The organism is Plantactinospora sp. WMMC1484 (assembly GCF_049315195.1).
GTDB lineage: Bacteria > Actinomycetota > Actinomycetes > Mycobacteriales > Micromonosporaceae > Plantactinospora.
Map to the genome: position 1 here is coordinate 4,729,534 of NZ_CP186055.1, position 25,388 is coordinate 4,754,921.

16 protein-coding genes are annotated in these 25,388 nt (G+C 70.9%); all 16 read left to right on the forward strand.

Going from position 1 to position 25,388, the window contains the following annotated elements; all coding sequences use genetic code 11:
• Nucleotides 1–47: 47 nt before the first annotated feature.
• Entirely contained in the window at nt 48–1,874 is a 1,827-nt protein-coding gene (locus ACN28C_RS20710) for an ABC transporter ATP-binding protein (protein ID WP_422769193.1), read from the forward strand.
• A complete protein-coding gene (locus ACN28C_RS20715) occupies nt 1,871–3,664 on the forward strand; it encodes an ABC transporter ATP-binding protein (protein ID WP_422769194.1) in 1,794 nt (597 codons plus the stop codon). The genes ACN28C_RS20710 and ACN28C_RS20715 overlap by 4 nt, the downstream gene beginning before the upstream one ends.
• 60 nt (nt 3,665–3,724) lie before the next feature.
• Nucleotides 3,725–8,668: an amino acid adenylation domain-containing protein gene (locus ACN28C_RS20720; RefSeq protein ID WP_422769195.1), complete on the forward strand. Its 4,944-nt coding sequence runs from the start codon at nt 3,725–3,727 to the stop codon at nt 8,666–8,668.
• Complete coding sequence (locus ACN28C_RS20725) at nt 8,665–12,468, forward strand: non-ribosomal peptide synthetase (RefSeq protein ID WP_422769196.1); 3,804 nt, start codon at nt 8,665–8,667, stop codon at nt 12,466–12,468. Before ACN28C_RS20720 ends, ACN28C_RS20725 begins: the two co-directional genes overlap by 4 nt.
• A 151-nt stretch (nt 12,469–12,619) precedes the next feature.
• Complete coding sequence (locus ACN28C_RS20730; RefSeq protein WP_422769197.1) at nt 12,620–13,546, forward strand: phytanoyl-CoA dioxygenase family protein; 927 nt, start codon at nt 12,620–12,622, stop codon at nt 13,544–13,546.
• Nucleotides 13,536–13,817, forward strand: a complete 282-nt coding sequence (locus ACN28C_RS20735; RefSeq protein WP_422769198.1) for a hypothetical protein — start codon at nt 13,536–13,538, stop codon at nt 13,815–13,817. Before ACN28C_RS20730 ends, ACN28C_RS20735 begins: the two co-directional genes overlap by 11 nt.
• A 55-nt stretch (nt 13,818–13,872) precedes the next feature.
• Nucleotides 13,873–14,805, forward strand: coding sequence for a hypothetical protein (locus tag ACN28C_RS20740; protein ID WP_422769199.1), 933 nt, complete (start codon nt 13,873–13,875; stop codon nt 14,803–14,805).
• A complete protein-coding gene (locus ACN28C_RS20745; protein ID WP_422769200.1) occupies nt 14,802–17,216 on the forward strand; it encodes a non-ribosomal peptide synthetase in 2,415 nt (804 codons plus the stop codon). Before ACN28C_RS20740 ends, ACN28C_RS20745 begins: the two co-directional genes overlap by 4 nt.
• Nucleotides 17,191–18,582 (forward strand): FAD-binding oxidoreductase, encoded by a 1,392-nt coding sequence (locus ACN28C_RS20750; protein WP_422769201.1) that lies wholly within the window; start codon nt 17,191–17,193, stop codon nt 18,580–18,582. Before ACN28C_RS20745 ends, ACN28C_RS20750 begins: the two co-directional genes overlap by 26 nt.
• On the forward strand, nt 18,579–19,469 hold the full coding sequence (locus ACN28C_RS20755) for an LLM class flavin-dependent oxidoreductase (RefSeq protein ID WP_422769202.1): 891 nt from the start codon (nt 18,579–18,581) through the stop codon (nt 19,467–19,469). Before ACN28C_RS20750 ends, ACN28C_RS20755 begins: the two co-directional genes overlap by 4 nt.
• Nucleotides 19,470–19,558: 89 nt before the next feature.
• Complete coding sequence (locus ACN28C_RS20760; RefSeq protein ID WP_422769203.1) at nt 19,559–20,407, forward strand: aspartyl/asparaginyl beta-hydroxylase domain-containing protein; 849 nt, start codon at nt 19,559–19,561, stop codon at nt 20,405–20,407.
• Nucleotides 20,408–20,580: 173 nt separating this feature from the next.
• On the forward strand, nt 20,581–21,045 hold the full coding sequence (locus tag ACN28C_RS20765) for a VOC family protein (RefSeq protein WP_422769204.1): 465 nt from the start codon (nt 20,581–20,583) through the stop codon (nt 21,043–21,045).
• The gene (locus ACN28C_RS20770; protein WP_422769205.1) at nt 21,032–22,027 is read left to right on the forward strand and encodes a hypothetical protein; all 996 of its coding nucleotides are present in this window, start codon (nt 21,032–21,034) and stop codon (nt 22,025–22,027) included. Before ACN28C_RS20765 ends, ACN28C_RS20770 begins: the two co-directional genes overlap by 14 nt.
• Complete coding sequence (locus tag ACN28C_RS20775) at nt 22,024–23,028, forward strand: class I SAM-dependent methyltransferase (protein ID WP_422769206.1); 1,005 nt, start codon at nt 22,024–22,026, stop codon at nt 23,026–23,028. Before ACN28C_RS20770 ends, ACN28C_RS20775 begins: the two co-directional genes overlap by 4 nt.
• Before the next feature lie 44 nt (nt 23,029–23,072).
• The gene (locus tag ACN28C_RS20780; protein WP_422769207.1) at nt 23,073–23,513 is read left to right on the forward strand and encodes a cupin domain-containing protein; all 441 of its coding nucleotides are present in this window, start codon (nt 23,073–23,075) and stop codon (nt 23,511–23,513) included.
• A 48-nt stretch (nt 23,514–23,561) separates the two neighbouring features.
• Complete coding sequence (locus ACN28C_RS20785; RefSeq protein WP_422769208.1) at nt 23,562–25,364, forward strand: gamma-glutamyltransferase family protein; 1,803 nt, start codon at nt 23,562–23,564, stop codon at nt 25,362–25,364.
• Nucleotides 25,365–25,388 lie beyond the last annotated feature (24 nt).

A 25,388-nucleotide genomic window follows, 5' to 3' on the forward strand; every position in this document is an offset into this window, starting at 1 on the left:
GCGTTTCCGAGCGGCACGCCGACGAACGAGAACCCAGGAAGGTGCCCATGGCGGAGCAGAGAACAGCCGCGCGGCCCGACCTCGTCCGCCGATCGCGGGTGCTGCTGCTCGCCGCCTTCCGGGCCCATCCGGGGCCGATGAGCGCGGGGCTGGCCGGTGCGCTGCTGTACGGCGGAGGGCTGGTCGCCTGGTCCGTCGCGCTCGGCGAACTGGTCAACCGGGTGGTGATACCCAGGTTCGAGGACGGCCGGGTGGCCACCGGCACCGCGCTCGCGGTGGTCCTGGTGGTGCTCGCGATCGGCATGGCGCAGGGCGCGGCGCTGCTGGTCCAGCGATGGGCCACCACCGCGACCCGGGCCCGCTTCGACGCCACCTTGCGCAGGGCGGTGGTCGCGCGATACGACGAGCTGCCGATGGCGTACCACCAGGCCCATCCGACCGGCGAGAAGCTGGCGCACGTCACCACCGACCCGGAGGCGGCCGCGGAGCTGCCGGCCCGGATGCCGCTGGTGCTCGGCATGTCCCTGCTGTTTGTGATCGCGGCCGGCTGGACGCTGGCGGTGGACCCGATCCTGGCCCTGGTCGGCGGCGCCATGATCCCGGCGCTGCTGCTGGTCAACTCCATCTACCAGAAGCGCGTGGAGGCGCCCGCCACCGAGGCCCAGGAGCGGCTGGGCCGGGTGACCGCGGTCGCCCACGAGAGCGTCGACGGCGCGTTTCTGGTCAAGACGCTCGGCCTGGGTCGCGCCGAGCGGGACCGGTTCGCCGCCGAGTCCGGCCGGCTGCGCGACGCCAAGATCGCCCTGGCCGTCCGCGAGACGATGCTGGACACGCTGTTCGAGCTGGTACCGATGGCAACGTCGCTGGTCATCGTGCTGGTCGGGGCGTGGCGGGTGAGCAGCGACGCGATCACGGTCGGCACTCTGGTCAGCTTCGTCAACCTGTTCGCGCTGCTGGTCGTGCCGGTGCGCACGATCGGCAACGTGCTCGGCGCGGTGCCGCGCTCGCTGGCCGGGTACGACCGGGTCCAGAAGGTCCTGCGCGAGACACCGCCGTCGGCGCTCGACGAGCCGCTGCCGCTGCCGGACGGCCCGCTCGGGCTGCACGTACGCGATCTGAGGTTCGCCTACGGGGACGGCCCGGCGGTCCTTTCCGAGGTGAGCTTCGACGTCCCCGCCGGAGCGACGGTCGCGATCACCGGAAGCACCGGCTCGGGCAAGAGCACGCTCCTGCTCACCCTGGCCGGCCTGCTGCCACCCACCAGCGGCACCGTGCTGCTGAACGGGGTCGACCTGTACCGGGTCGCCGCGGCCGACCGGGCGGCGGCGTGCGCGGCGGTCTTCCAGGAACCGTTCCTGTTCGCCGGCACGCTGGCCGAGAACGTCCTGCTGGACTTCGAGTCCACCCGCGCGGACCGCGACCGGGGGCGGCTGGACGAGGCGTTGCGCCTGGCCCGGGCCACCGCTCTGGTGGAAGGCCAGCCGGACGGCCTGGCGACCTGGGTCGGCGAGCGCGGCGTGACGCTGTCCGGGGGTGAGCGGCAACGTATCGCGCTGGCTCGGGCGCTGGTGCGCCGGCCGCGGGTGCTGCTGCTGGACGAGGCGACGTCCGCCGTCGACGCCACCACCCGGCAGGAAATCATGAGCGGCCTCGCCACCGGCCTGCCGTCCACCACCACGATCGTGGTCACCAGCAGCGCGGCGACGCTGGCCCTCGCCGACGCGGTCGTCTACCTCGACCGCGGCCGGGTGGCCGGCGTCGGTGCCCACCCGGACCTGCTGCGGATCGACAGCTACGACCGGCTGATCCGGGCCTACGAGCGAGAGCAGGGTGTGCCCGGCGACGAGGGCACGCGAAAGGTGGGCTCACCATGACCGCGGTTCCGGCAGCGGCCGAGAGCGTGACCGGGTCGACGTTCGCGGTGGTACGTCGCGGGCTCGCCACCATCCCGGAGATCAGAGACGGCCTGGCCGTGACGATCGCCCTCGCGCTGTTGGGCGGGGTCGGGCGGCTGGCCGTACCGATCCTCATCCAGCAGCTCATCGACCAGGGGCTGAGCATCGGCCATCTCGACACCGGCCACCTGCTCGGCCTGGGGGCGCTGGCGGCGGTGGCGGTGGCGGCCACCGGCCTGGCCAACTGGGCCAGCCTGCTGCGCCTCGCGATCGCCAGCGAACGCGCACTGTTCGGCCTGCGGGTGCGCGCCTTCACCCACGTACACCGGCTCAGCGTGGCGTACCACTCGGCCGAGACGAGGGGGAAGCTGGTGTCCCGGGTCACCTCCGACGTGGAGACCCTCAGCGTGTTCCTGCAGTGGGGCGGGATCGCCTGGGTGGTCAACGGCGCCATCATGCTGGCGGCTTTCGCCGGCATGGCCTACTACGACCTGTGGCTGACACTTGTCACGGTGGCGCTGACCGTGCCGCTGATCCTGCTGATCAGGGTGATCGCCAGTCGCCTCGGCGCCGCCCACTCCGCGGTCCGGGTCCGGGTCGCCGACCTGCTCACGGTGACCTCGGAGGCGATCCAGGGCGCGCCCGTCATCCGCGCATACGGCATCACGGCGCCCAGTCTCCGACGCACGACGAGGGCCATCCACCGGTGGCGGGACGCGAAGATCCGTGCCGGAAACCTCGGCAGCGTACTGTTCTCCCTCGCCGACCTGTTCGCCGTGATCATCGTGGTCGGCGTCGTCGCGGTCGGACTGGCGATCGGCCCGTCGAGCGGGCACAGCGCGGGCGAGCTGGTCGCGTTCATCCTGCTCGTCACCCTGTTCCTGGCGCCGATCACCGAGTTCACCCAGATCCTCGACTTCACGCAGAACGCGGTCGCCGGCTGGCGCCGGGTGCTGGCCCTGCTGGACATCGCCGAGGACGTCCCGGAGCCGGTCGACGGCCGGCAGCTGCCGGCCAGCCCACCGGCGGTGGTCGTAAAGAACGTCACCTTCGGCTACCCGGGCGCCGGCGTGGCTCTGACCGACGTGTCGTTCGAGGTGCCGGCCGGCCGTCAGGTCGTGCTCGTCGGCGCCACCGGATCGGGCAAGACGACGCTGGCCAAGCTGATCGCCCGGCTGGCCGATCCAGACCGGGGCAGCATCCTGATCGGCGGCATCGACGTGCGGCGGATCGCGACCGAGTCGCTGCGCTCCCGCCTGGTGGTCGTGCCGCAGGAGCCGTTCCTGTTCGACACCACCGTGGAGGAGAACGTCCGGTACGGACGGCCGTCCGCCACCCGCGACGAGGTCGCGCAGACCTTCCACGAGTTGGGAGCGGCGGATTTCCTCGCCGGCCTGCCGCAGGGCCTTGACACCCCGGTCGGGCAGCGCGGGGAGAGCCTGTCCGCCGGCGAGCGGCAGCTGGTCGCCCTGGCCCGGGCGCACCTGGCCGACCCAGCCTGCCTCATCCTCGACGAGGCGACCTCGGCCGTGGACCCGCGGATCGAGCTGACCCTCATCGAGGCGTTGCGCCGCCTGACGGCGGGGCGAACGTCGCTGACCGTCGCCCACCGGCTGGCCGTCGCCGTCCACGCCGACGAGGTGATCGTGCTCGACGGCGGCCGGCTGGTCGAACGCGGCCGGCACGACGAGCTGGTCGTCGCGGATGGCGTCTACGCCGGCCTGTACCAGAGCTGGCGCCGCGCCACCGTCGACAGCGCGGTCGCCTGATCCCGCGCACCCAATTCCCGACACATATGCGGAGGTAGGCGATCGATGTCCGATCTTTGCGTGCACCACTTGATCGAGGCTCAGGCGGTGCGTACGCCCGACGCGGCGGCGGTCGTCACCGGCACCGGCGTGCTGAGCTTTCGCCAGCTCGACGATCGGGCCGACGCGCTGGCCGGGCGACTAGCCGCGCGCGGCGTACGGCCCGAGGTCCGGGTCGGGGTGGCCGTCGAGCAGTCCGACCGCTGGCTGGTGACGCTGCTGGCCGTGTGGAAGGCCGGCGGCGTCTACGTCCCGCTCGACGCCGCGCTGCCCGCCAAGCTGGTGGCCGGGATGCTGGCCGACGCCGAGGTGCGGTTCGTGCTGCGCGGCGGGCCGGAGCGGCGGTTCGATGGCTCCGGATTCTCCGTGATCGACCTGGACGAGCTGGCGGGCGAGGTCCCGGCCAGCCGCCCGACGCCGGCGATGTGGCCCGACAATCTCGCGTACTGCATCTTCACCTCCGGCTCCACCGGCCGGCCCAAGCCCGTCGGGGTCTCGCATGCCAGCCTCGTCGGGCACGCCACGGCGATCCGGGCGGAGCTGGACCTCCGGCCGACCGACCGGTTCATGCAGTTCACCTCGATGCATGTCGACGCCTCGCTGGAGGAGGTGCTGCCGGCGTGGCTGGCCGGCGCGGCGGTTGTCCTGCCGGACACCCCCCGTCCCACCAGCGTCGAGCTGACCGAACTGATGACGGCCCGCGAGGCGACGATGGTGAGCCTGCCCAGCAACTACTGGCACCAGTGGGTCGACGACCTGGCCGCCGGGATCGTGTCACTACCCGAGCGCCTGCGTTTGGCGTTCATCGGCGGTGACAAGTTGCGGATGGACAAGCTCGCGGCGTGGCTGAATGTCGTCGGTCCGCGGCCGGTGGGCTTCGTCGCCGACTACGGGCCCACCGAGACCACGATCAGCTGTACGACCTACCACCCGGACCCGGCCAACCTGCCCGACGTCGGACTCGTCCCGATCGGACGTCCGCTGCCGGAAACGGCGGTGCGGCTGCTCGACGAGACGCTGGCGCCGGTGGCCGACGGCGAACCGGGGGACGTGTGGATCGCCGGCTCCGGGCTGGCCCGCGGCTATCTGGGTGCGCCGGACAAGACCGCCGACCGGTTCCGGCCGGACCCGTTCGGGCCGCCCGGCGCACGGATGTACCACACCGGGGACCGGGCCAGCCTGCTGCCGGACGGAAATCTCCAGTTCCTCGGCCGATCCGACCGCCAGGTCAAGATCCGGGGGTTCAGGGTCGAGCCCGGCCAGGTGGAGAACGCGGTGCGGGCCTGCGCCGGCGTGCGTGACGCTGTCGTGGTCGCCGCCGAGGACCCGGTCTCCGGCGCCCGCCTGATCGCATACGTCGAAGGGGAGTACACCGCGGCGTCGGACGCCGCGCTCCGAGCCGAGTTGGCCGACCGGCTGCCCGCCGTCATGGTTCCGCAGGCCGTCGTCTGGCTGGACCGGATCCCGCGGTCCGCGCTCAACGGAAAAGTGCTGCCCGCAGAGCTGCCGCCGCCACCGGCACCGCCCGTCGCCGACCACGCCGCCGAACCGATGCCGTCCACTGTGGAGGAGACCGTTGCGCGGCTCGTCACCGACGTGCTCGGCCGGCCGGCCGGCGCCGACGAGGACTTCTTCGCGGCCGGCGGCGACTCCCTGCGCGGGCTGCAACTGCTGAGCCGGGTCGCCCAGGTCACCGGGGTGGCACTGACGTTCAACCAGCTGCGCGCCGCGCCGACCGTCACCGGCCTCGCCGAGCTGGTCACGGCGGGCACCCACCGGCGTGACCACGCCGCCGGAGTCGTCCCGGCCGGCGAGCACGGCGAATGGCGTCCGGCCTCGCGGGGCCAGGCCGCGCTCTGGTATCTGGACCAACTGCACCACGGCGCCGCGTCATACGCGGTACCCCTCGGGTACTGGATCACGGGTCCGCTCGACCTCGAGCGGATGGACGCGGCACTCACCGCACTGGTCGAGCGGCACGAGACGCTGCGGACCACCCTCACCGAACGCGGCGGCGAGGTCTGGTCCCGGCTCCGGCCGCCGGCACCGGTCCGCACCGAGGTCACCACCGTCGCCGACCGCGCCGCCGCCACCCGCCGTGCCGAGGTCGACGCGGCCCGCCCCTTCGACCTCTGCGAAGGCCCTCTGCTGCGCTCGTCCTGCTACCGGGTGGGTGACCAGGAGCATCTGTGGCTGCTCGACGTGCACCACAGCGCCTTCGACGCCTGGTCGCTCGGGGTGTTCTGGCGGGAGTTCGCCGCCCTTTACCAGGGCCGCCGGCTACCGGCGCCGACGGTGGGGTACGCCGACTACGTGGCCTGGCAGGAGCGCTGGCTGGGCTCGCCGGAGGCGGCCGAGCAGCGCCGGTACTGGGCCGAGCGGCTCGACGGCCAGGCGCCGGTGGCCGAACCCGGCCGGCCGACCGGGGCGCAAGGCCACGCCGGCTTCTCACTCCCGCTCACATTCGCCGGTGTCGGCGTGGCTGAGGTGGACCGGGTCGCCCGCGCCTGCGGCTCGACGCCCTTCGGTGTGCTGCTCGCCGGCTTTCTCGGCACCCTGCACCGGATGAGCGGTGGTGTCGACGACGTGGTCGTCGGCGTGCCGGTTGCCGGTCGGGCCCGCCCGGGGACCGAGGACCTGGTCGGCTACCTGGTCAACACCGTCCCGCTGCGGATGCGGTTCACCCCCGGGATGCGCTTCCGGGAACTGGTCGAGCGGACCGACGCCGCGCTGGCCGAGGCGCTGTCCCGGCAGGACCTGCCGTTCACCGAGATGGTCGGCAACCTCTCCCGGGGCGGGGACGCCGCCCAGAACCCGGTCTTCCAGACCATGTTCGTGCTGCAGTCCACCCCGGTCGACGGCGGCGGCGAGATCGACGGCCTGCGAATCACCGAGCAGCTTGTCCACTCCGGTACCGCCAAGGTCGCGCTCACCTGCACGCTGCGGCTGGACGGCGGGACGATCGCCGGCGAGGTCGAGTACGCCACCCGCCGCTTCGACCGCACCTCTGCCCAGCACTGGCAGGACGCCCTGACCACACTCCTGCGGTCCACGCTGGCCGACCCGTCGGCCCGGCTGGCCGAGCTGCCGCTGCTCCCGGCCGACGCGGCCGAAGCCCAACTGGCCGCGATCAACGCCAGCCACGAGGACCGTCGCGCCGCCGGCACGCTGCTGCACGACGGCTACCACGCGGCACTGGCCCGTGACCCGGCCGCGGTCGCCGTGCGGGCCGGGACAACCGCCGTCAGCTACGCCGAGCTGGACGCCCGGGCCGAGGCGGTGGCGACCGCGCTTGCGGCTGCCGGCGTCGGGCCGGAGTCCCTGGTCGGCGTCTGCGTCCCGCGCTCGGTGGAGTCGGTCGCGGCGCTGCTCGGGGTGCTCCGGGCCGGTGCCGGCTTCGTGCCGCTGGACGTCGACTACCCGGCCGAGCGCCTGCGCTGGATCGCCGACGACTGCGCGATGGCCGCGGTGATCAGCGCCGGGCCGCCGCCGGCCGGGCTGGAGGGCCTGCCGGTCGTCGATCCCGTCGCGCCGCCCGGCCCGGCGGACGGCAGCGTCCCGATCCACCCGCGGAACACGGCCTTCGTCTACTACACGTCAGGGTCCACCGGCCGCCCCAAAGGCGTGGTCATCGATCACGGCTGCGCGGCGTCCAGAGTGGAATGGATCGCCAGGCGGTACGCGCTTCGCCCCGGCCAGCAGGTGGTGCACAAGACACCACTGATCTTCGACGTCGCGATCTGGGAGATCTTCGCGACGCTCGCCGCCGGTGCCACGGTGCGGCTGGCCGAGGCGAAGTCGGAGACGGACGTGCCGTACCTGGCCGAGCTGCTCGCCGAGCCGGGCGCGGTACTGGCCCACTTCGTGCCATCCATGTTGGACACGTATCTGGCCACCGTGCCACCCACCGGGTACCCGGACCTGGGCTGCGTGCAGACCTCCGGTGAGGCGGTACCCGCGGCGCTGCTGGAGCGGTTCGCCACCCACTTCGACGTCGACCTGCACAATGCCTACGGCCAGACCGAGACCTCCGAGGTCGCGCTCTGGACCGGGCGGTCCTGGCCGGCCGGCGGCGGTGTGCCGATGGGACGGGCGGTCAACGGCTACCGGCTGTACGTGCTGGACGAGGCGCTGCGGCCGGTGCCCCCGGGTGTGGTCGGCGAGCTGTACGTCGCCGGCGTGGACGGCCTGGCCCGCGGTTACCTGGGCCAGCCACAGCTGACGGCGCAACGGTTCCTGCCGCATCCTCGCCCGGTGGTACCGGGGGAGCGGCTGTACCGCACCGGCGACCTCGCCAGCCGCGACGGCGACGGCCTGCTGCACTACGCCGGCCGGGCGGACGGCCAGGCCAAGGTCCGGGGCGTACGGGTGGAGCCCGGCGAGATCGAGGCGGTGGTGGGCAGCCACCCGGCGGTCGAGCGAACGGTCGTGGCGATCCGGGAGGATCAGCCCGGCGTCAAGGAGATCGTGGCCTACCTGGTCGGCCCGGACGCGGACATCTCCGAGGTGGCCGAGTACGCCGCCGGGTACCTGTCCCAGTACCTGCTGCCGGCGGTGTACGTGAAGCTCGACGCCCTGCCCCTGACGCCCTCCGGCAAGGTGGACCGGCAGGCGCTGCCCGCTCCGACCACCCGGGACCGGGAGGCCCGCAGCGGTGTCTCGGAGGTCACCTCACTGATCGAGGCGGAGATCGCCGAGGTGTGGCGCGAGCTGCTGCGGGTCAAGCAGATCGGTCGCAACCGGAACTTCTTCGCCGCTGGCGGCACCTCGCTTTCGGCCGTGCAGATGCTGCACCGGATCAAGACCCGGTTCGGGGTCTCGATCACCGTCCGGCAGTTCTTCGACGTGCCAACGATCGCCGGCGTCGCCGCGTACCTGGAGAAGTCGCTGCTCGCCGAGCTGGCCGTGCTGTCCGACGACGACGTCGCCGAGCGGCTCGGCGACCCGGGAGGGGTGACTCGATGACCACGCTGGACGGGGACAAGCAGCGACTGCTCATGAGGTTGCTGCGCGAGCGGGCCACAGCGGTCGAAGCCCAGCGCATCGCCCCGGTGCCGCCGGGTACCGCCGTGCCGCTCAACCCGCCGCAGGCGCGGATCTGGTTCTCCTGCCGGCGCTATCCGGACAGCACGGAGTACAGCATCCCGGACGTGCGGATCATGGAGCAGGCGCTGGACTTCGCGACGTTGCGCGCCGCCACGGCGCAGCTGATGGCCCGGCACGACATCCTGCGGGTGCGGATGTTCGAGCGCGACGGTGTGCCGATGCAGCAGGACTGCGGCCCGATCGAGCCGCCGGTGACCTGGCACGACCTGCGGCATCTTCCGGCGGACGAGGCGGCGGCACAGGCCACCGAGATCAGCAACCGGGCCGTCCAGCGGCCGTTCCCGCTCGACGAGCCGTGCTTCTTCCAGATCATCGGATTCGCGTTGCCCGGCGACCGCATCATGCTGACGACCAACTTCCACCACCTGGTCGCCGACGGGCTGTCCCGGCTGCGCGTCGTCCAGGAGTTGGACACGCTGCTGGCGGGCCGGCCGCTCGATCCGCCCCCGCCGGTCGGCTTCCTCGACTACGTGGCCTGGGAACGCGAGCACACCGACGAGGCGGCGATCCAGCGCGACCTGTCCTACTGGACGGACAAGCTGGCCGGTGAGCTACCGGTGCTCGACCTGCCGAGGGATCACCCCCGGCCGGCCGCATCCAGCCGCGACGGACACACCGTGCCGGTTACCGTCCCCGGCCCCCTGCTGGCGCGGTTGCAGCGGCTGGCGGCGGACGAGGGGGTCACCCTGTTCGTCGTGGTCCTGGCCGCGTACAAGCTGTTTCTGGCCCGGATGTCGGGGCAGCGGGACGTTCTCGTCGGCGCACCGCTGGCCGGCCGGGACCAGGAGGTCGCCGAGTCGATCGTGGGCTGCTTCGTGAGGTCGGTGCCGCTGCGCACCGACCTGTCCGGCGACCCGACGTTCCGCGATGTCGTCCGGCAGGTGCACGACACCCTCCTGGAGGCCCACGACCACCAGGCCGTGCCGTACGACCGGGTGGTGGCCGAGCTGGGACTGCCCCGGCTCGCCGGGGTGCACCAGGTGTTCCAGACCATGGTCAACCTCCAGCAGTCGGGTGCCGGCGCGGGCGGGACGGCCGATCTCGGCGTGGAGCTGGACACGAACTCCTCGATGTGGGATCTGGCCCTGAGCCTGGCCACGGAGGGCGACGGCCTCAGCGGCCTCATCGTGTACTCGGCCGACCTGTTCGAGCGGCGGACCGCGCTCCGGTTCGCGGACGTCCTCGTCGGCCTGGTGGGCGCGGCCGCCGAGCGGCCGGACGCGCGCGCGTTCGAGCTGCCGCTGCTGACGCCGGCCGAACAGCACCGGATCCTGCACGGGCGCGACCGGGACACGCGGCCGGAGGTCGCGTACCGCACACTGGCGCACCCGTTCGAGGAGCAGGTCCGCCGCGCTCCGGACGCGATCGCGTTGCGCGGTGGCCAGGGGCGGGTCAGCTATGCCGAGTTGAACGCCCGGGCCAACCGGCTGGCACGGACGCTGCGCGAGACCGGAGCCGGGCCGCGCACCGTCGTGGCACTGTACCTTTCCCCGGGCAACGACGAGATCGTCGCGCTGCTCGCCGCGGTCAAGGCCGGCGTCCCGTACGTGTCACTCGACCCGGACGACGACCGGTGCGAGGCGATGCTGGATGACGCCGCCCCGGCGGTGGTGATCACCGACGCGGCGACGGCGGGCCGGGTGCCGGCCGGATCGTGGCAGGTGCTCTCGTTCGCGTGTTCCGGGCAGTGGGCCGGCGCGTCCGCGGACGACCTGCCGGCCGAAGCGGCCGGGGCCGACCTGGTGCACCTGCGCTACCTGGCGGGCGCCGCCGGCCAGGTGGTGGCGGTCGCCTACCCGGTCGAGGGCGCGCTGGCCGAGCTGGAGCAGCTGCGGCGCGACCATCCGCTCGGTCCGGGCGACGTCGTGCTCCTGGAGACGCCCGAGCGCTGCTTCTGGCCGCTGTCCCAGGGCGCGACGGTCGCGATCTGCCCGCCGGAGGTGCGCAGCGACCTGCGGCGGCTGCCGGAGTTCGTCGACGAGTACGGCGTCACGACGCTGTCGGTCGTGCCGTCGATGGCGCCAGACGTGGCCGGCTTCCCGGGCGAGGTCGTCACCGGTTACGGGCTGGCCGAAACCGGCCGGGTCACCGAGAACGGCCGCCCCGCCGCCGGCCACACCCTGCGGGTCCTGGACGAGGCGCTGTCGCCGGTACCCGTCGGTGTGGCCGGCGAGCTCTACGTCGGCGGGATCGGTCTGGCTCGCGGGTACCACCGGCGGCCGGCGCTGACCGCGGCCGGGTTCGTGGCGGATCCGTTCGGCACGCCCGGCGCCCGCATGTTCCGCACCGGCGAACTGTGCCGGTACCGCGACGACGGCGTGCTGGAGCACCTCGGGCCGATCGACCGGCAGATCCGGATCCACGGCCTGCGCGTCGATCCGGCCGACATCGAGGCGGCCTTCACCGACCAGGACGGCGTGTGGCGGGCTGTCGTGACCGCGGCGCCGGACGGTGGCCTCGCCGCCTTCGTGGTGCCGGACGACGATCGGGAGCTGTCCGGCAGGACGCTGCACGACGGTGCCGCGAAACGGCTGCCCGACTACCTGGTGCCGGCGACCGTCTCGGTGGTGGACGACCTCCCCCGGACCGGTCCTGGCGAGATCGACGTGGCCGCGCTGCTCGACCTCCGGGTCCGCGACGCGGACGCCGACGGGGCCGATGACGCGGGCGTACCCGAGACCGCCTTGGAGGCGCGGCTGGCCACGATATTCAGCCGGATCCTGCGCCGGGACTCGGTCCGTGTCACCGAGAGCTTCTTCAACATGGGGGGCCACTCGCTGCTGGTCTTCAAGCTGATCGAGGAGTGCGCGAGCGAGCTCGGGCTGCGACCGACCGTCCAGGACGTGTTCACCGGCCCGACGGTCCGGGCGTTGGCGGCGACGCTGGGCGCGATGCCGGCCTCGCCGGTGGAGGCGGGCCCGTTGGTGAGCCTGGCCGAGAGCCCGGGTGCGCCACTGGTGGTCCTCGTGCACGCCGCGAGCGGTTCGGTTCTGCCGTTCTACGAGGTGGCCAAGCGGCTGGGGCGGGAGTTCGCGGTGTACGCGCTGCAGTCGCTGCCGGACGACCCACCGGCGTCGGTAGAACAGATCGCGGCCCGATACGTGGAGGCGGTCGACGCGGTCCGCGGCGTCGCCCCGGTCGTGGTCGCCGGCTGGTCGATGGGCGGCGGCGTGGCGCTGGAGATGGCCCGCCACTGGCTGCGTCGCGGCGACCGGGTCGCCGCGACCCTGCTGCTGGACACCTGGGCACCGCCCTCGTTCATGTCCTCCGCGGAGGACGCCGCCCAGGTCCGTCGTTCGGTCCTGGAGCTCGACGTGCTGCGTCTGGAGGGCGCTGGCGCTGGCGCTGGCGCGGCGGCGGTGGCCAACCTGACCGCGACGGTCGAGCGCAACCGGGCGGCGTTCCTGGACTACCGGCCTGAGTACTACCCGGCCGAGGTGGACCTGCTGCGCGCGAGCGACCCGCTGCCTGCCGACGCGCCGCCGTTCCCGGCCGGGTACCTGGACGGCGACCGCGGCTGGTCGGCCTTTGCCGCCGAGGTGAACACCGTGGAGATCAAGGGAAACCACCTGAGCCTGTTCGACGAGGAGCACGCCGACCAGCTGGCCGCGGCGATAAGCACCGCGATCGCCCGGCGGATGGGGTACGAGGAGATATGAACTGCGGGGGACCCCGGTTCCTGTGACAGGACCGCGCCGTCAACGCCGCCTACGGTTGGCTCAACTGGCGTCCGAGTGGCCTTCGCCGGCGCGGACCGACCCGAGGCTCTCAGTCCGGCCAGTACAGGCATCATGAGGGAAGGAAATCAAGGTGGCTGAAAGCGGTATCCAGACGGCGTCCCAAGGGCTGACGGCTGAGCAGGTGGACTTCTTCAAGGAAAACGGGTTCCTGGGGCCGTTCGACCTCTACACGGAGGAAGAGGCTCCGCTGATCTGGAGCCAGGCCATGATCGAAATGGTTACCTCGGAGAACAAGCCGCACGAGTCGACGATCATCAACTACGACCGCCACCTCGACTGCAACGCGCTGTCCCGGCACATCGCTCAACCGGCGATCGTCCACAAGCTCCGCAGCCTCATGGGCAACGACATCATGTGCTGGAAGACGCACATCTTCGAGAAGGAGCCCGGCGACACGGGAACAGGCTTCCACCAGGTTGAGGCGTTCACCGTGTTCGAGTCGGAGACCGTTTCGTACCCCTCGCTGCGGTACACGGAGGAGTCCAAGGAGGCCACGCAGGAGCTGACTGTCTGGACGGCTTTCTCCGAGGCGGACAAGGCGCACGGATGCCTGCGCTTCCTGCCGGGCACCCACAAGCAGTGGTACTACGACGAGACCAAGCCGATGACCCGCAACGTGGAAAGCAAGTCCCACGACTTCTTCGGCTACGACTACTCCGAACTCAAGCTCGACAAGGACTGGGATCCGAACTCGCACGAGATCGTCGACATGGAACTCAAGCCCGGCCAGTTCGTCATCTTCCTGGCCAAGTGCATCCACGGCTCGTACCCCAACACCAGCACCAGCAAGCGCGTCGGCATGGCGTCGCGCTACGTCTCGCCGTCCGTGCGGGTCTACGAGCACATCGACCGCCTCTCCGGTTTCGGCGACTCGATCAGCCTCGACAAGCACGGCTGCGTGATGGTGTCCGGCGAGGACGCGTACGGGCACAACCGGATCTACGAGAACAACCTCAACGGCTTCCCCTTCCCGAAGGTCGAGAACAATGGGCACTGACGACTACCGCCACAAGTTCGCCGAGTTTCTCGCGACTCAACCCGTGGGCGCCGGCCTCACGTACGAGCAGGTCGCGCGGGCAACGACGCGGCAGGAGTTGGGCATCAGCTCGCTCAACATGATCACGGTGCTGTTGAACTACATCAAGAAGTACACGAACGGCACCGTCACGCTCCGCCCGGAATGGGTCCCGCGGCTCAACGACGTCGACGGCATCCTCTCCGTGCTCCGCGAGATCGACGAGAGCGCTGTCGAACCCGCTCGGCCCTGACGTTCCACCCCGCGGGGCTGGCATAGTCCTCGTCCCTCTGCCGATCGAAGGAACCATGATCCCGGATCACGAAAACATCGGCATCGGCTCGTTCGCGTGCGCCTTCGGCGATGTGGAATGCAAGCCGGAGAACATCCCCGACTTCGAGGCCCTGTGGGAGACCGTGTGCTTCGGCACCGACTTCACCGAGATGGGGTGTACGACGTACCGGCGAATGTCGGGCCCGGTGGAGGGCTACGTCGTGGACGCCGTGCGCCAGACGCTGCGCGACGCCGGCGCCACCGCGGCGGACATCGACCACCTGGTGTTCGCCACCAGCGACCCCACGCTCGCCCTGTTGCCGTCGGACTTCGCCAGCCGCGTGCTGCTCGACATGGGAATGGAGCACTGCGTCCCACACGTCGTGTCCTACCAGCGGTGTTGCAGCTCGCTGACCGCCCTGTGGCACGGCGAACGGCTGTTCGCCGATCCGGAGGTGACGCACGTGGTCGTGGTCGCCGTGGATTTCATGCCGGACGACCGCGATCGGGTGCGCTCGTACGCCATGTTCGGTGACGCCGCGGTCAGCTGCCTGCTGACCCGGAACGATCCGGGGCTACTGCGGCTGGTCTCGTCCGCGGTCAAGGTGGATCCGGACGGGTTGCGCGGCCGCGATTCGTTCATTTCGCGGAAGGGGGTGGCCGACCGGACGCTGTCGGCGGTGCTCCGCGCCGGTGGCCGGCGGCAGGCGCAGATAGCCAAGGTGTTCGCGGCCAACCTGCACAAGCCGCTGACGTTGTTCAACGCGACGTCGGTCGGCCTGCACCCGGACACGCTGCACTTCGCCGACACGCTCGCCACGTACGGGCACTGTGGCAACGCCGACTGGATGATCAACCTGGTCGACTACCACGACCGGTTCGGCATCCAGCCCGGCGAGGTGTACCTGGCGCAGTCGCTGGCACCGGGGTTCTACGCCTGCGGGCTTCTCGAAGGCAGCGCGCGGTGACCGGCTATCTGTCCGCATCGGACTGCATCGGGCCGGTCACCGTGCCGGACGGCATGATGGGCAGGCTGCACTCCCTGGCCACGGCCGCCGGGGTGGACGACTTCGTCACCTTGTCCATCTGCGTCGGTGTGCTGGCCCGACGGCTGCCGCGCCCGGGCAGCGGGTGCCGCGTCCGGATCACCCGGGGGGCGCTCGAAGCGATCGTCTCGGCAAGCGCCCCCGATCCGTCCCTGAGCTTCAACGAGGCGCTCCGGCAGGCCCGAGGGGCCGGCGACACCACCGCGGCCGGCGACACCACCGCACCGGACGCCGGCGACCCTGCGGTCGCGGTGACGATCCTGATCTCCCGGGCCGGCCGGCACCTGTATGTCGAGGCCATGACGGACTCATCCGACCTCCCGTCCGCGCAGGCCTGGGCGCACGCCTTCCTGCAGTTGTTGGCCGGCGTGGCCAACGACCCCGACCTGCAGATGCGCGAGCATCCCCTGGTCGGCGCCGAGGAACGCGAACGGATCCTGCACGGCCTCAACCCGCAGCGCGACCCGACCTTCCGGTACCGCACCATGGCCGAACCGTTCCAGGAGCAGGTGGAACGGACCCCGGACGCGGTCGCTCTGCAGGACGAGGACGGAAACACCGTCACCTACCGGCAGTTGAACGAGCGCGCGAACCGGTTGGCCCACCACCTGCGCGAGCGGGGCGCCGGTCCCGGCACCCGGCTGGCCATCTTCCTGCAGCGCGGCATCCACCAGGTTGTCGCGTTCTACGCCGCGGTCAAGACCGGCGCCACCTACGTTCCCCTCGACGCCGACCTGCCGGACCAGCGCATCGCCCTGATGCTGGCGGACTCGGCTCCTCGCCACGTGCTGACCGACCCGGCCTGTCGCGGCCGCCTACCGGACGGTCTCTGGCAGATTCACAACGTCCACGCCGAGCGGGTCTGGTCCGACCGTCCCGCGACGGACCCGCTCGACGACGGCGCCACCGCCGAGCCGATCCACATCCTCTACACGTCGGGGACCACCGGCCGCCCCAAGGGCGTGGTCTCCCGCACGCCCGGCACCCTGGCCAACGTCTTCTGGATGCAGCGCGAGTACCCGTTTCACCTCGGCGACACGGCCCTGTACAAGACCTACGCCGGCTTCGACGTGCACATCTGGGAGATTTTCTGGCCCCTCTACCACGGGGCCCGCGTGGTGATCTGCCGCCCCGGCGGCGAGCGCGATCCGCGGCACCTCGCCCGGCTCGTCCGCGAGTACGACGTGTCGATGATCTTCGTGGTGACGACGCTGATGCCGGCCTTCCTGGACGAGATGTCCGGGGGCGGGGCCGACGCGCTGCGGTGGGTGGTGTGCGGCGGTGAGTCGATGAGCCCGCGGATCCCGAAGACCTTCTACGCCGCGCTGCCCGGCAGCCACCTCGTCAACGCCTTCGGGCCGACCGAGGCCGGCCCGGTCACCGACAACATCATCGCGCCGGACTGGGACGGCTCGTTCGTCCCGGTCGGCCGCCCCGCCGACAATTTCCGGGTGACCGTGCTGGACTCCAACCTCGATCTCGTTCCGGTCGGCACGCCCGGGGAGGCGTACATCAGCGGCGTCGTCGGCTTGGCGGACGGCTACTGGGGGCAGCCGGGCAGGACCGCGGAGCGGTTCGTCGCCGATCCCTACGGGCCGCCGGGATCCCGGATGTACCGCACCGGTGACCTCTGCCGGCTTCGCGAGGACGGCACGCTGGATCACCTGGGCCGGATCGACCGGCAAGTCAAGATCCGTGGACTGCGGATCGAGCCCGGTGAGGTCGAGTCGGTGCTGGCCGCGCACCCCTCCGTCGGCGACTGCGTGGTGATCGCACACGGGAAGCCGCTGCGCCTGCTGGCCTTCGTCGTTCCGGCCAGCGGAATCTGCACCGTGGACCTGGACACCGCGGCGATTTTAGACCTCGCCGGCGGGCTGCCCCGCCAGATGCGGCCCGAGCGGGTCGTGCCCGTGGATCGCATCCCGGCGACCGTGAACGGCAAGCTGGACCAGAACCAGCTGATCAAGATCTGGCAGGACGTGACCGAGCGCGAGCGTACGGGCGTGCCCCCCGCCGACGAGCTGGAAGCGGCCCTGGTCGAGATCTACCGGCGGGTCCTGGGTCGGTCGTCGATCAGCATGCTGGACACGTTCGCGCAGCTCGGCGGCCATTCTCTGCTCACACTGCGGCTGCGCGACGAGTGCCAGGCGACCCTGCGGGTCGCGCCCGACCTGACCAAGCTGCTGGACGGGACGTTGCGCGACGTGGCCGCGACGATCCGCCGCGAAGGGACCGGCCCTGCACCGCAGACCAGGATTCCCGTTACCGTAGGACAACAACCGGAGGACCGCTTTGGACACGCGGACGATGGGCGAAACGGAGAAGCTCGCTGACGCGCTGCGCGGCGACCTGATCACCCCGGCGGACCCGCATTACGACCAGGTCCGCGCGGTCTGGAACGCGGATATCGACCGGCGTCCCCCGATGATCGCGCGCTGCGCGGACGCGGCGGACGTGTCGGCGGCCGTCACGTTCGCCGCCGACCGGGGACTGCCCATCGCGGTGCGCGGCGGCGGCCACAGCGTTGCCGGCAAAGGGCTCTGCGACGACGGCCTGGTCGTCGACCTGTCCCGCATGCGCGCGGTCACGGTGGACCCGGAGCGCCGAATGGTGCACGTCCAGGGCGGAGCGCTGTGGCAGGACGTCGACCCGGTCACCCAGGCCCACGGCCTGGCCACGACCGGCGGCATCCACAGCGAGACCGGCGTCGGCGGGCTCACCCTCGGCGGCGGGATCGGTCACCTGATGCGCCGTTGCGGGCTCACCGTGGACAACCTGGTCGAGGCGGAGCTGGTGACCGCCGACGGCCGCCTCGTCACGGTGAACGCGAGCACCGACCCCGAGCTGCTGTGGGGCCTGCGTGGTGGCGGCGGCAACTTCGGAGCCGTCGTACGATTCGGTCTGCGCCTGCACGAGGTGGGTCCGACCGTCCTGGCCGGTATGCTCGCCTACCCGCTGGACGACGCGCCGTCCGTGCTGGCCAACTACCGCGACCTGATCGTCGATGCCCCGGACGTCCTCGGCACTATCGTCAACCTCCGGCTCTGCCCGCCGATCGCGGCCGTCTCCGCGCACCTGCACGGGCTGCCGATCGTGGCCGTCGTCGTGTGCTGGTCGGGCGGCATCGCCCAGGGACAGTCCTTCCTGCGCCCGCTGCGGGAGTTCGGGCGGCCGGTGCTCGACACGGTGGCGCCGATGCCGTATGTGGACCTGCAGCGGATGTTCGACGCCACGTCGCCGCCCGGCAAGCGCTACTACTGGCGGTCGGTGGACACCGGGCCGCTCACCGACGAGGTCATCGCGACCGTCGTCACGCACGCTTCCCGGATCACCTCGCCGCTCTCCTCCTCGCCGATCTACCACATGGGCGGGGCGGTCGGCCGGGTACCGGCCGAGGACGCCGCCTTCGGGCCGCGTGGCGCCGGCCACGACATCAACATCTTCGGCGCGTGGGAGCCCGACCGCACCGATCGGGACCGCCACATCGGCTGGGTCCGGGACTTCAGCGAAGCCATGGCACCGTACGGCGTCGGGCAGTACGTCAACTTCCTCAACGACGAGGGTGCCGACGACGTGCGTGCGGCGTACGGCTGGCGATGGCGGCGCCTCGTCGCGCTCAAGCGGCGCGTCGACCCGCACAATCTCTTCCGGTACAACTTCAACATCGATCCGGGGTGGACGGACGAGGGAGACACGTGAGATTTGGCATCCAGATCGTCCCGGAGGACCGGTGGCGGACAGCGCGGGAAAAGTGGCGCCGGGCCGAACAGATGGGGTTCGACCACGCCTGGACCTACGACCACCTGAACTGGCGGTCGTTCCGCGCCAAGGACTGGTTCACCTTCGTCCCGACACTGACGGCCGCGGCGGTGCAGACCGAACGCATCGGGCTGGGCGTTCTGGTCGCCTCGCCCAACCTGCGGCACCCGGTGTACCTGGCCAAGGAGGTCGCCGCACTCGACGACATCAGCGGCGGCCGGCTCATCCTCGGCCTCGGCGCCGGTGCCGGGGGCTTCGACGCCACCATGACCCGCCGGACCGCGTGGAGCCGGCGTGAGCGGACCGAGCGGTTCGTAGAGTACGTGCGCCTCACCGACCTGCTCCTGCGTCAGCCGGTCACCACGTTCGACGGCCGCTACTACGTCGCCAGCGAGGTGCACTCGTATCCGCCGTGCCAGCAGCAGCCCCGCGTCCCGTTCGCCATCGCCGCCGCGGGTACCCGCGGCATGCGCCTGGCGGCCGACCACGGCTCGTACTGGGTGACCACGGGCGTGCCCAACTCGCTGGAGAGCGCGCCGTACGAACAGGCACTGCCCGTCGTCCGCCAGCAGGTCGAAGCGCTCGAGAAAGCCTGTGTGGAAGTCGGCCGCGACCCGGCGACGGTGGCTCGGCTGCTGGTCTGCGGCCCGTCCGTGGGCGGTGTCCTCGCGTCGTCGGCGGCCTTCTTCGACGCGGCGGGCCGGTTCGCCGAGGCCGGAATCACGGATTTCGTCGTGCATTGGCCGCGGCCGTCCGAGCCGTATTTGGGAAAGGTGGATATATTGGAGAAAGTGGCCGAGGATCTGGATCGTCACCGAAACCAGTGACTGCGCGACGAAATGAGGGTCGCATACCGTCTCAGGAAGAATGCTGAAGTGACTGAGAGGGACTGCGTGATCCGATGCGAACTCATTATGTGGCGGACACTCCGATCGATGACGCTCGCCTGGCCAAGGACCTGGATCTGGCCAATTCGCTTCCGTGGTCCGAAGCGCACAGCGACTACGTTTCCGGCGGGGCCTACAAGAGCTGCATGATCTGGACACTGGGCGGCGACGCCGGTGACGGAGTGGTGACCAAGTACGATCACCGCCAGCCCGGCGCGTTCACGCAGTACGGCAACCAGCTTCCGTACCTGCGCGAGCTGATCAGCGCGGTCGTCGATCTGGATCGGCTGAACTTCGTGCGGCTGGCGAAGGTACAGAACAGCGTGATCATCCCGCACCGGGACCTGCTTGAGCTGGGCGACCTGCCAGACGACACCCGCAACGCCCACCGGATGCACATTCCTCTCGTCACCAACGAAGACTGCTTCTTCAGCGAAGGAAACACCGTCTACCGGATGCGCAAGGGTGAGATCTGGTTCCTCGACGCCTCGGTGATCCACTCGGTGGCGGTGCTCTCCGCCGAGGAGCGGATCCACCTGATGCTCGACTTCGTGGACGCGCCGTCGGAGAAACCCCTGATCACGATACCGGGCCGCGGTGTCGAGGCCGGTATCCCGGAGGACCGGACGGTGAAACGGCCACCGCTCACCGATGCCGACCGCGCCGCCCTCCTGCGGCTCGCCGACGTCGCCACAATGGAAACGGTCGACGACATATTCAGCATCGTCATCAAAAAATACTACCGGTACGACGGCGGCGACGATTTCGTCTGGAACACGATGCTTGATATCGCGCGGGCGGCCAAGGACCCGGCCGTCCTCCCGCACATCAAGGAGCTGCACCGTTACTTCACCATCGAACGATCCCCCTACGAATAAACCACGCGAGCCGTTGGTCGCCCGCTGAGGAACGAAGCTCCGCGGGAGGACCGACCGTTCCTGTCCTACGGACGCAAAGACAGGAGAGAACCTTGTCCCCAACCACACCTGACGTGGCCGTGCCGGACAAGCCTTCGGCTCGCCCGGCGCCGCTGATCGGGGCAATCAACCACGTGGGCATCCAGACCATGGACCTGGACAACGCCGTCAGCTGGTACCAGGACTTTCTGGGCTGCACGGTCTCCTGGGAGATGAACGCCGGCTTTTCCGACCTGAGCCTGCGGCGGCTGCCCGGACTGGCCCGGCTCGTCGAGGTGGTGGTGAGCGACATCCGGCTGCACCTGTTCACCCGCGACCACGGTACGCACGGGCCGCCGGCCAGTGAGGTGAACCAGTTCCAGCACCTGTGCATCCAGGTCGACACGCCGCAACAGTTGCGGCTGTGGCGCCGCCGGTACCTGGAGCTGTTCGAGTCCGGCCGCTACACCTTCGCCCGCGCCGAGCCGGCCACCGAGATCGACATCGACGGGCAGGGCATGCAGAGCTTCTACGCGTACGACGTCAACGGCTTGGAGATCGAGTTCACCTACCTGCCCGAGACCGTCGAGGGAACGGACGCCGCCGATGCATCCCCCTGAGACACCGGCCATCATCGCGACCGTCCCGTCCGGCCCGGAATGGGAGTTCGGCGGCCATCCGTACGGGCTCGAGCCGCTCGCCCTGCCTGCCCAGTGGCTGCCGCGGACCGTGGCCGTCGACCCGCCGTGGATCGAGCGACTGTGCCTGCGGCTGGCGCAGGTCTCGGCCGCGTCGGTCCGCGACCTGCGCCCGGACGGCGCCGAGGAGATCGACCGTCTGTTCTGGTTCCGGTGGATCACCGCCCACCAGACCACCTTCCTGATGTGGCAGATGCTCGGGGCGATCCTGCACCAGGGCGAGGCCGGGCACGCCGACGACGACCAACTCGCCGCGCGGGCGCGGGCGCTGGTGTGCGGATATTCGCTGATGCTGATGTACGGAAGCTCCGCTCCCCGAGTCATCTACGGGCCGGTCATCCGGATGCCGATGGCCCGCCAGCACGTCAACCTCACCGGCGCGTGGGCCCGCGACTATTCACCGGTGCGGCCGCTGATCCGTGGCAAGGTGACGCTCGGATCCGGTGCTGCGGCCGAGGCCCTGCGCCGCGAGTGCGAAGTCAACGAGGAGGTCCACGAGGGGATCGCGGAGAAGGTCCTGTCCGAGGGTGAGGTGTCACTGCTGCAGAGTCCCAAGCCGAAGTTTCGCCGGCAGATCCCCCGGGACACCCTGATGTGGCTGTACGACGGCATCTTCCTGACCAGCCGGGCGGCCGTCTCCCACCACGATGTGGCGGGCCAGCTGGCGCGCCGGCTGCACGCCATCTTTCTCGACGTCACCGCGAACGACCTGTACCCCTCCTTCGCGCCGAGCGCGCACGAGGAACCGCACCGCCTGCGGACGCCAGAGGTGATGCGACGCAAGGCGGCGCTGACGGACTGCCTCCTGGAAATCCTGAGCTTCGTGGGCGCGCCCGTCATCCAGGCCCACCCGACGACAACCGTCCAGGCTAGCTCCCCGATGCGAGAGTTGAGGATCACATGACCGCCGCGCCGTCCCACTCGATCGAGGAAGCCCGATACTGCGCGGACACATTCAACGGTGCCGTGGCTGCGGCCGCTCTCAGCGCCGCATGGGACATCGGCCTGTTGGACGAGCTTGCCGAGCGGGACACCGTCGACGTTCCCGAGTTCACCGCCCGTACCGGCGCCCGTCCGGAGCCGGTTCGCAAGATCCTCGCCGCGTTGTCCAGCCGCCGGATCGTCGTCGACGCCGGACCGAACCTGGCCCAGCGCGGACCGGGATTCGAGCAGGCGTTCCGGACCAGGGGATTCTTCTACTGGCTGACCCGGGGCTGCGGGGAACTCTTCACCGACCTCACCGACCTGGTCACGGCCGACGCCGACCGCCAGATGCGCCGCGACTCACGGGCCATCAGCGTGGCCTGCCGGAGCATCGCCCGCAATTTCTTCGACCCGCCGCTGCGGGACCTCCTGGACGGTCTCGACTTCACCACCGTCGCCGATCTCGGCTGCGGCAGCGGTGATCGGATCATCATGCTTGCCGGGCAGCGGCCGGATCTGCGGGCCATCGGTGTCGACATCGCCCAGGGCGCGTTGGCGGTCGCGCGAGAGGCCGTCCAGGCGGCGAACCTGGAGGCGCGGATCACGCTGACCCGCGACGACGTGCTCAGCATGTCGCCGCGGCCGGAGTACGCCGACGTCGATCTGGTCACCTGCTTCCTCATGGGGCACGACTTCTGGCCGCGGGACAACTGCGTGAAGACACTGCAGCAACTGCGCGAGACCTTTCCCAACCTGCGCAGCCTCGTCCTCGGCGACACCTGCCGATCCGTCGGTGTCGAGGGCCCGGACCTGCCCATGTTCACGCTCGGCTTCGAGACCGTGCACGCGGTCATGGACCAGTATCTGCCCACGCTCGACGAGTGGTACTCGGTGATCGAGGACAGCGGCTGGCGCCTGGCCGATGAGCGGCTCATCGACCTTCCCGCCTTCAGCTTCATCTTCCGGCTGACCCAAGACTGATCCGTCATCTGCGCCGCAGAGCGGCCGTTACTGGAGGACGCCACATGGACACCGCTTCCACGAGCACCGCTTCCACGAGCACCGCTTCCACCAGCACCGGCGTCGCGACCGGCGAACCGGCCGCGCGGATGGACCTGCCGCTGTTCCGCGAGATCCCCGGGCATCACCAGCCCACGCCGTTCTACCTGACCGACGACATGTACGGCGGGCTCTGCTTCGAGCTTGCCGGTGGCGAGATCAGCGACAAGATCGGCAAGCCGGTGGCCGATCCGCACACCCACGAGTGTCCCGAGATATACCTGCTGCTGTCGCCGAATCCAGGCGGTGCCGTGATCGAGGTGGTCGCCGACGGCCAGCAGCACATGCTGACCTCGCCGGCGACCTTCTTCATCCCGACCGGGACGGTGCACCACTTCGTCACCCGCAAGGCCGAGCCCGGCACCTACTGCCTGGGCCTGCTGCTCACCGGGGCGACCCCGCGATGACCGCGGCGGGCGGACTGCCGCGACGGCCCGCGACGAAGGTGTGAGCCGATGAGCGTCATGCGACCCCAACTGACCGGAACATCCGGCGCCGTGGCCTCGACGCACTGGCTCCCGGCCGCCGTCGGCATGAGCATCCTCGACCGGGGCGGCAACGCCTTCGACGCGGCTGCGGCGGCCGGTTTCACCCTGCAGGTGGTCGAGCCGCACTCGAACGGCCCCGGCGGTGACGTGGTGATATCCATCTATCCGCGTTCGACCGGCGCGGTACGCGTCATCTGCGGCCAGGGACCGATGCCGCACGCGGCGAGCATCGACAGGTTCACCGCGCTCGGCATCGAACAGATGCCCGCGTCGGGCCTGCTGCCCGCGACGGTGCCGGGCGCGTTCGGGGCCTGGATGCGGCTGCTCGGCGAGTTCGGCACGATGCCGCTGGCCACCATCCTCGAGCCGGCGATAGGCTACGCGTCCCGCGGCTACCCGCTGCTGCCCAGCGCCGCGTCGACGATCGCGGCGATGGCTCCGCTGTTCCGGACCGAGTGGACCGCCTCGGGTCACACGTACCTACCCGGCGGCGCGGTCCCGGGGGCCGGCTCGCGGATGCGCAACGTGACGCTGGCCGGCACCTATGAGCGGCTGGTCCGCGAGGCGCGGGCTGCGTCGAGCGACCGCGACGCTCAGATCGAGGCGGCCCGCTCCGCCTTCTACGAGGGCTTCATCGCCGACGCGATCGACCGCTTCGCGCGAACCGAGGTGCTCGACTCGACCGGCGGCCGGCACCGCGGCCTGCTGACCGGCGACGACCTGGCGGCCTGGCAGCCGGCCGTCGAGGAACCGTACACGCTGCCGTACCGCGACTTCACCGTCCACAAGGCGGGGCCATGGTCGCAGGGGCCGGTATTCCTCCAGCAACTGGCGATACTCTCCGGCTGCGACCTGCGCGGGTCGGGGCTGGGCACCGTCGAGTACGTCCACACCCTTGCCGAGGCGGCCAAGCTCGCGTTCGCCGACCGCGAGGCCCGGTACGGCGATCCGGCGCACACGCCGGTGCCGATCGCCGAGCTCCTGGCGCCGGAGTACACCGCGCGGCGGCGCGCGCTGATCGGCGAGGACGCGTCCCTCGACCCCGAACCCGGGCGGGTGGATGGCGCCGAGCCATGGATCCCGCAAGCCAAGCCCGAGCACCCGGGCGCCGACGAGCCGGACTGGATGACCCAGCTGCGCAGCGGCCTGCCCACCGTGACCCCGGTCGGGCCCCGCGCCGGCGCCGGAAACACCTGCACCGTCGCGGTCGCGGACCGGTGGGGAAACCTGGCGGTCGCCGTGCCGAGCGGCGGTTGGCTCAAGAGTTCTCCGGTGATCCCCGACCTCGGCTTCGCGCTCGGCACCCGCGGCCAGACGGCGTGGCTGACCGTGGGACACCCGAACTCGCTGGCGCCCGGGCGGCGCCCGCGTACGACGTTGAGCCCCAGCATCGTGCTGCGCGACGGCGAGCCGTTCCTGGCCTTCGGCACACCCGGCGGTGACCAGCAGGACCAGTGGACGCTCCAGGCGTTCCTCGCCATCGCGGAGTTCGGTCTCGAACCGCAGGCGGCGACCGAGCTTCCCGCCTTCAACATCGACCACTTCGCGCAGTCGTTCGCGCCGCGCCTGTCCCGGCCGGGTGTACTGGTCGTGGAGCGCTCGTTCGGCCCCGAGGTTCTCGCCGGTCTCGACCGCAAAGGCCACCGGCTCGATGTGGTGCCGGAATCCACCCTCGGCAAGGTCTGCGCCGCCGGCGTCGACCCGGGCACGGGATTCCTGCGGGCCGCGGCCGGCCCGCGCGGTCGTCAGGCGTACGCGGTGTGTTGGTAGCCACTCGACGTTGAGGCGGTAAAC

What these genes read in the sequence shown, in the direction of transcription:
- ACN28C_RS20785 (WP_422769208.1), top strand. Translation starts at nt 23,562, where the DNA reads ATGAGCGTCATGCGACCCCAACTGACCGGAACATCCGGCGCCGTGGCC.
- ACN28C_RS20735 (WP_422769198.1), top strand. Translation starts at nt 13,536, where the DNA reads ATGGGCACTGACGACTACCGCCACAAGTTCGCCGAGTTTCTCGCGACT.
- ACN28C_RS20770 (WP_422769205.1), top strand. Translation starts at nt 21,032, where the DNA reads ATGCATCCCCCTGAGACACCGGCCATCATCGCGACCGTCCCGTCCGGC.
- ACN28C_RS20710 (WP_422769193.1), top strand. Translation starts at nt 48, where the DNA reads ATGGCGGAGCAGAGAACAGCCGCGCGGCCCGACCTCGTCCGCCGATCG.
- ACN28C_RS20725 (WP_422769196.1), top strand. Translation starts at nt 8,665, where the DNA reads ATGACCACGCTGGACGGGGACAAGCAGCGACTGCTCATGAGGTTGCTG.
- ACN28C_RS20750 (WP_422769201.1), top strand. Translation starts at nt 17,191, where the DNA reads ATGGGCGAAACGGAGAAGCTCGCTGACGCGCTGCGCGGCGACCTGATC.
- ACN28C_RS20740 (WP_422769199.1), top strand. Translation starts at nt 13,873, where the DNA reads ATGATCCCGGATCACGAAAACATCGGCATCGGCTCGTTCGCGTGCGCC.
- ACN28C_RS20715 (WP_422769194.1), top strand. Translation starts at nt 1,871, where the DNA reads ATGACCGCGGTTCCGGCAGCGGCCGAGAGCGTGACCGGGTCGACGTTC.
- ACN28C_RS20780 (WP_422769207.1), top strand. Translation starts at nt 23,073, where the DNA reads ATGGACACCGCTTCCACGAGCACCGCTTCCACGAGCACCGCTTCCACC.
- ACN28C_RS20775 (WP_422769206.1), top strand. Translation starts at nt 22,024, where the DNA reads ATGACCGCCGCGCCGTCCCACTCGATCGAGGAAGCCCGATACTGCGCG.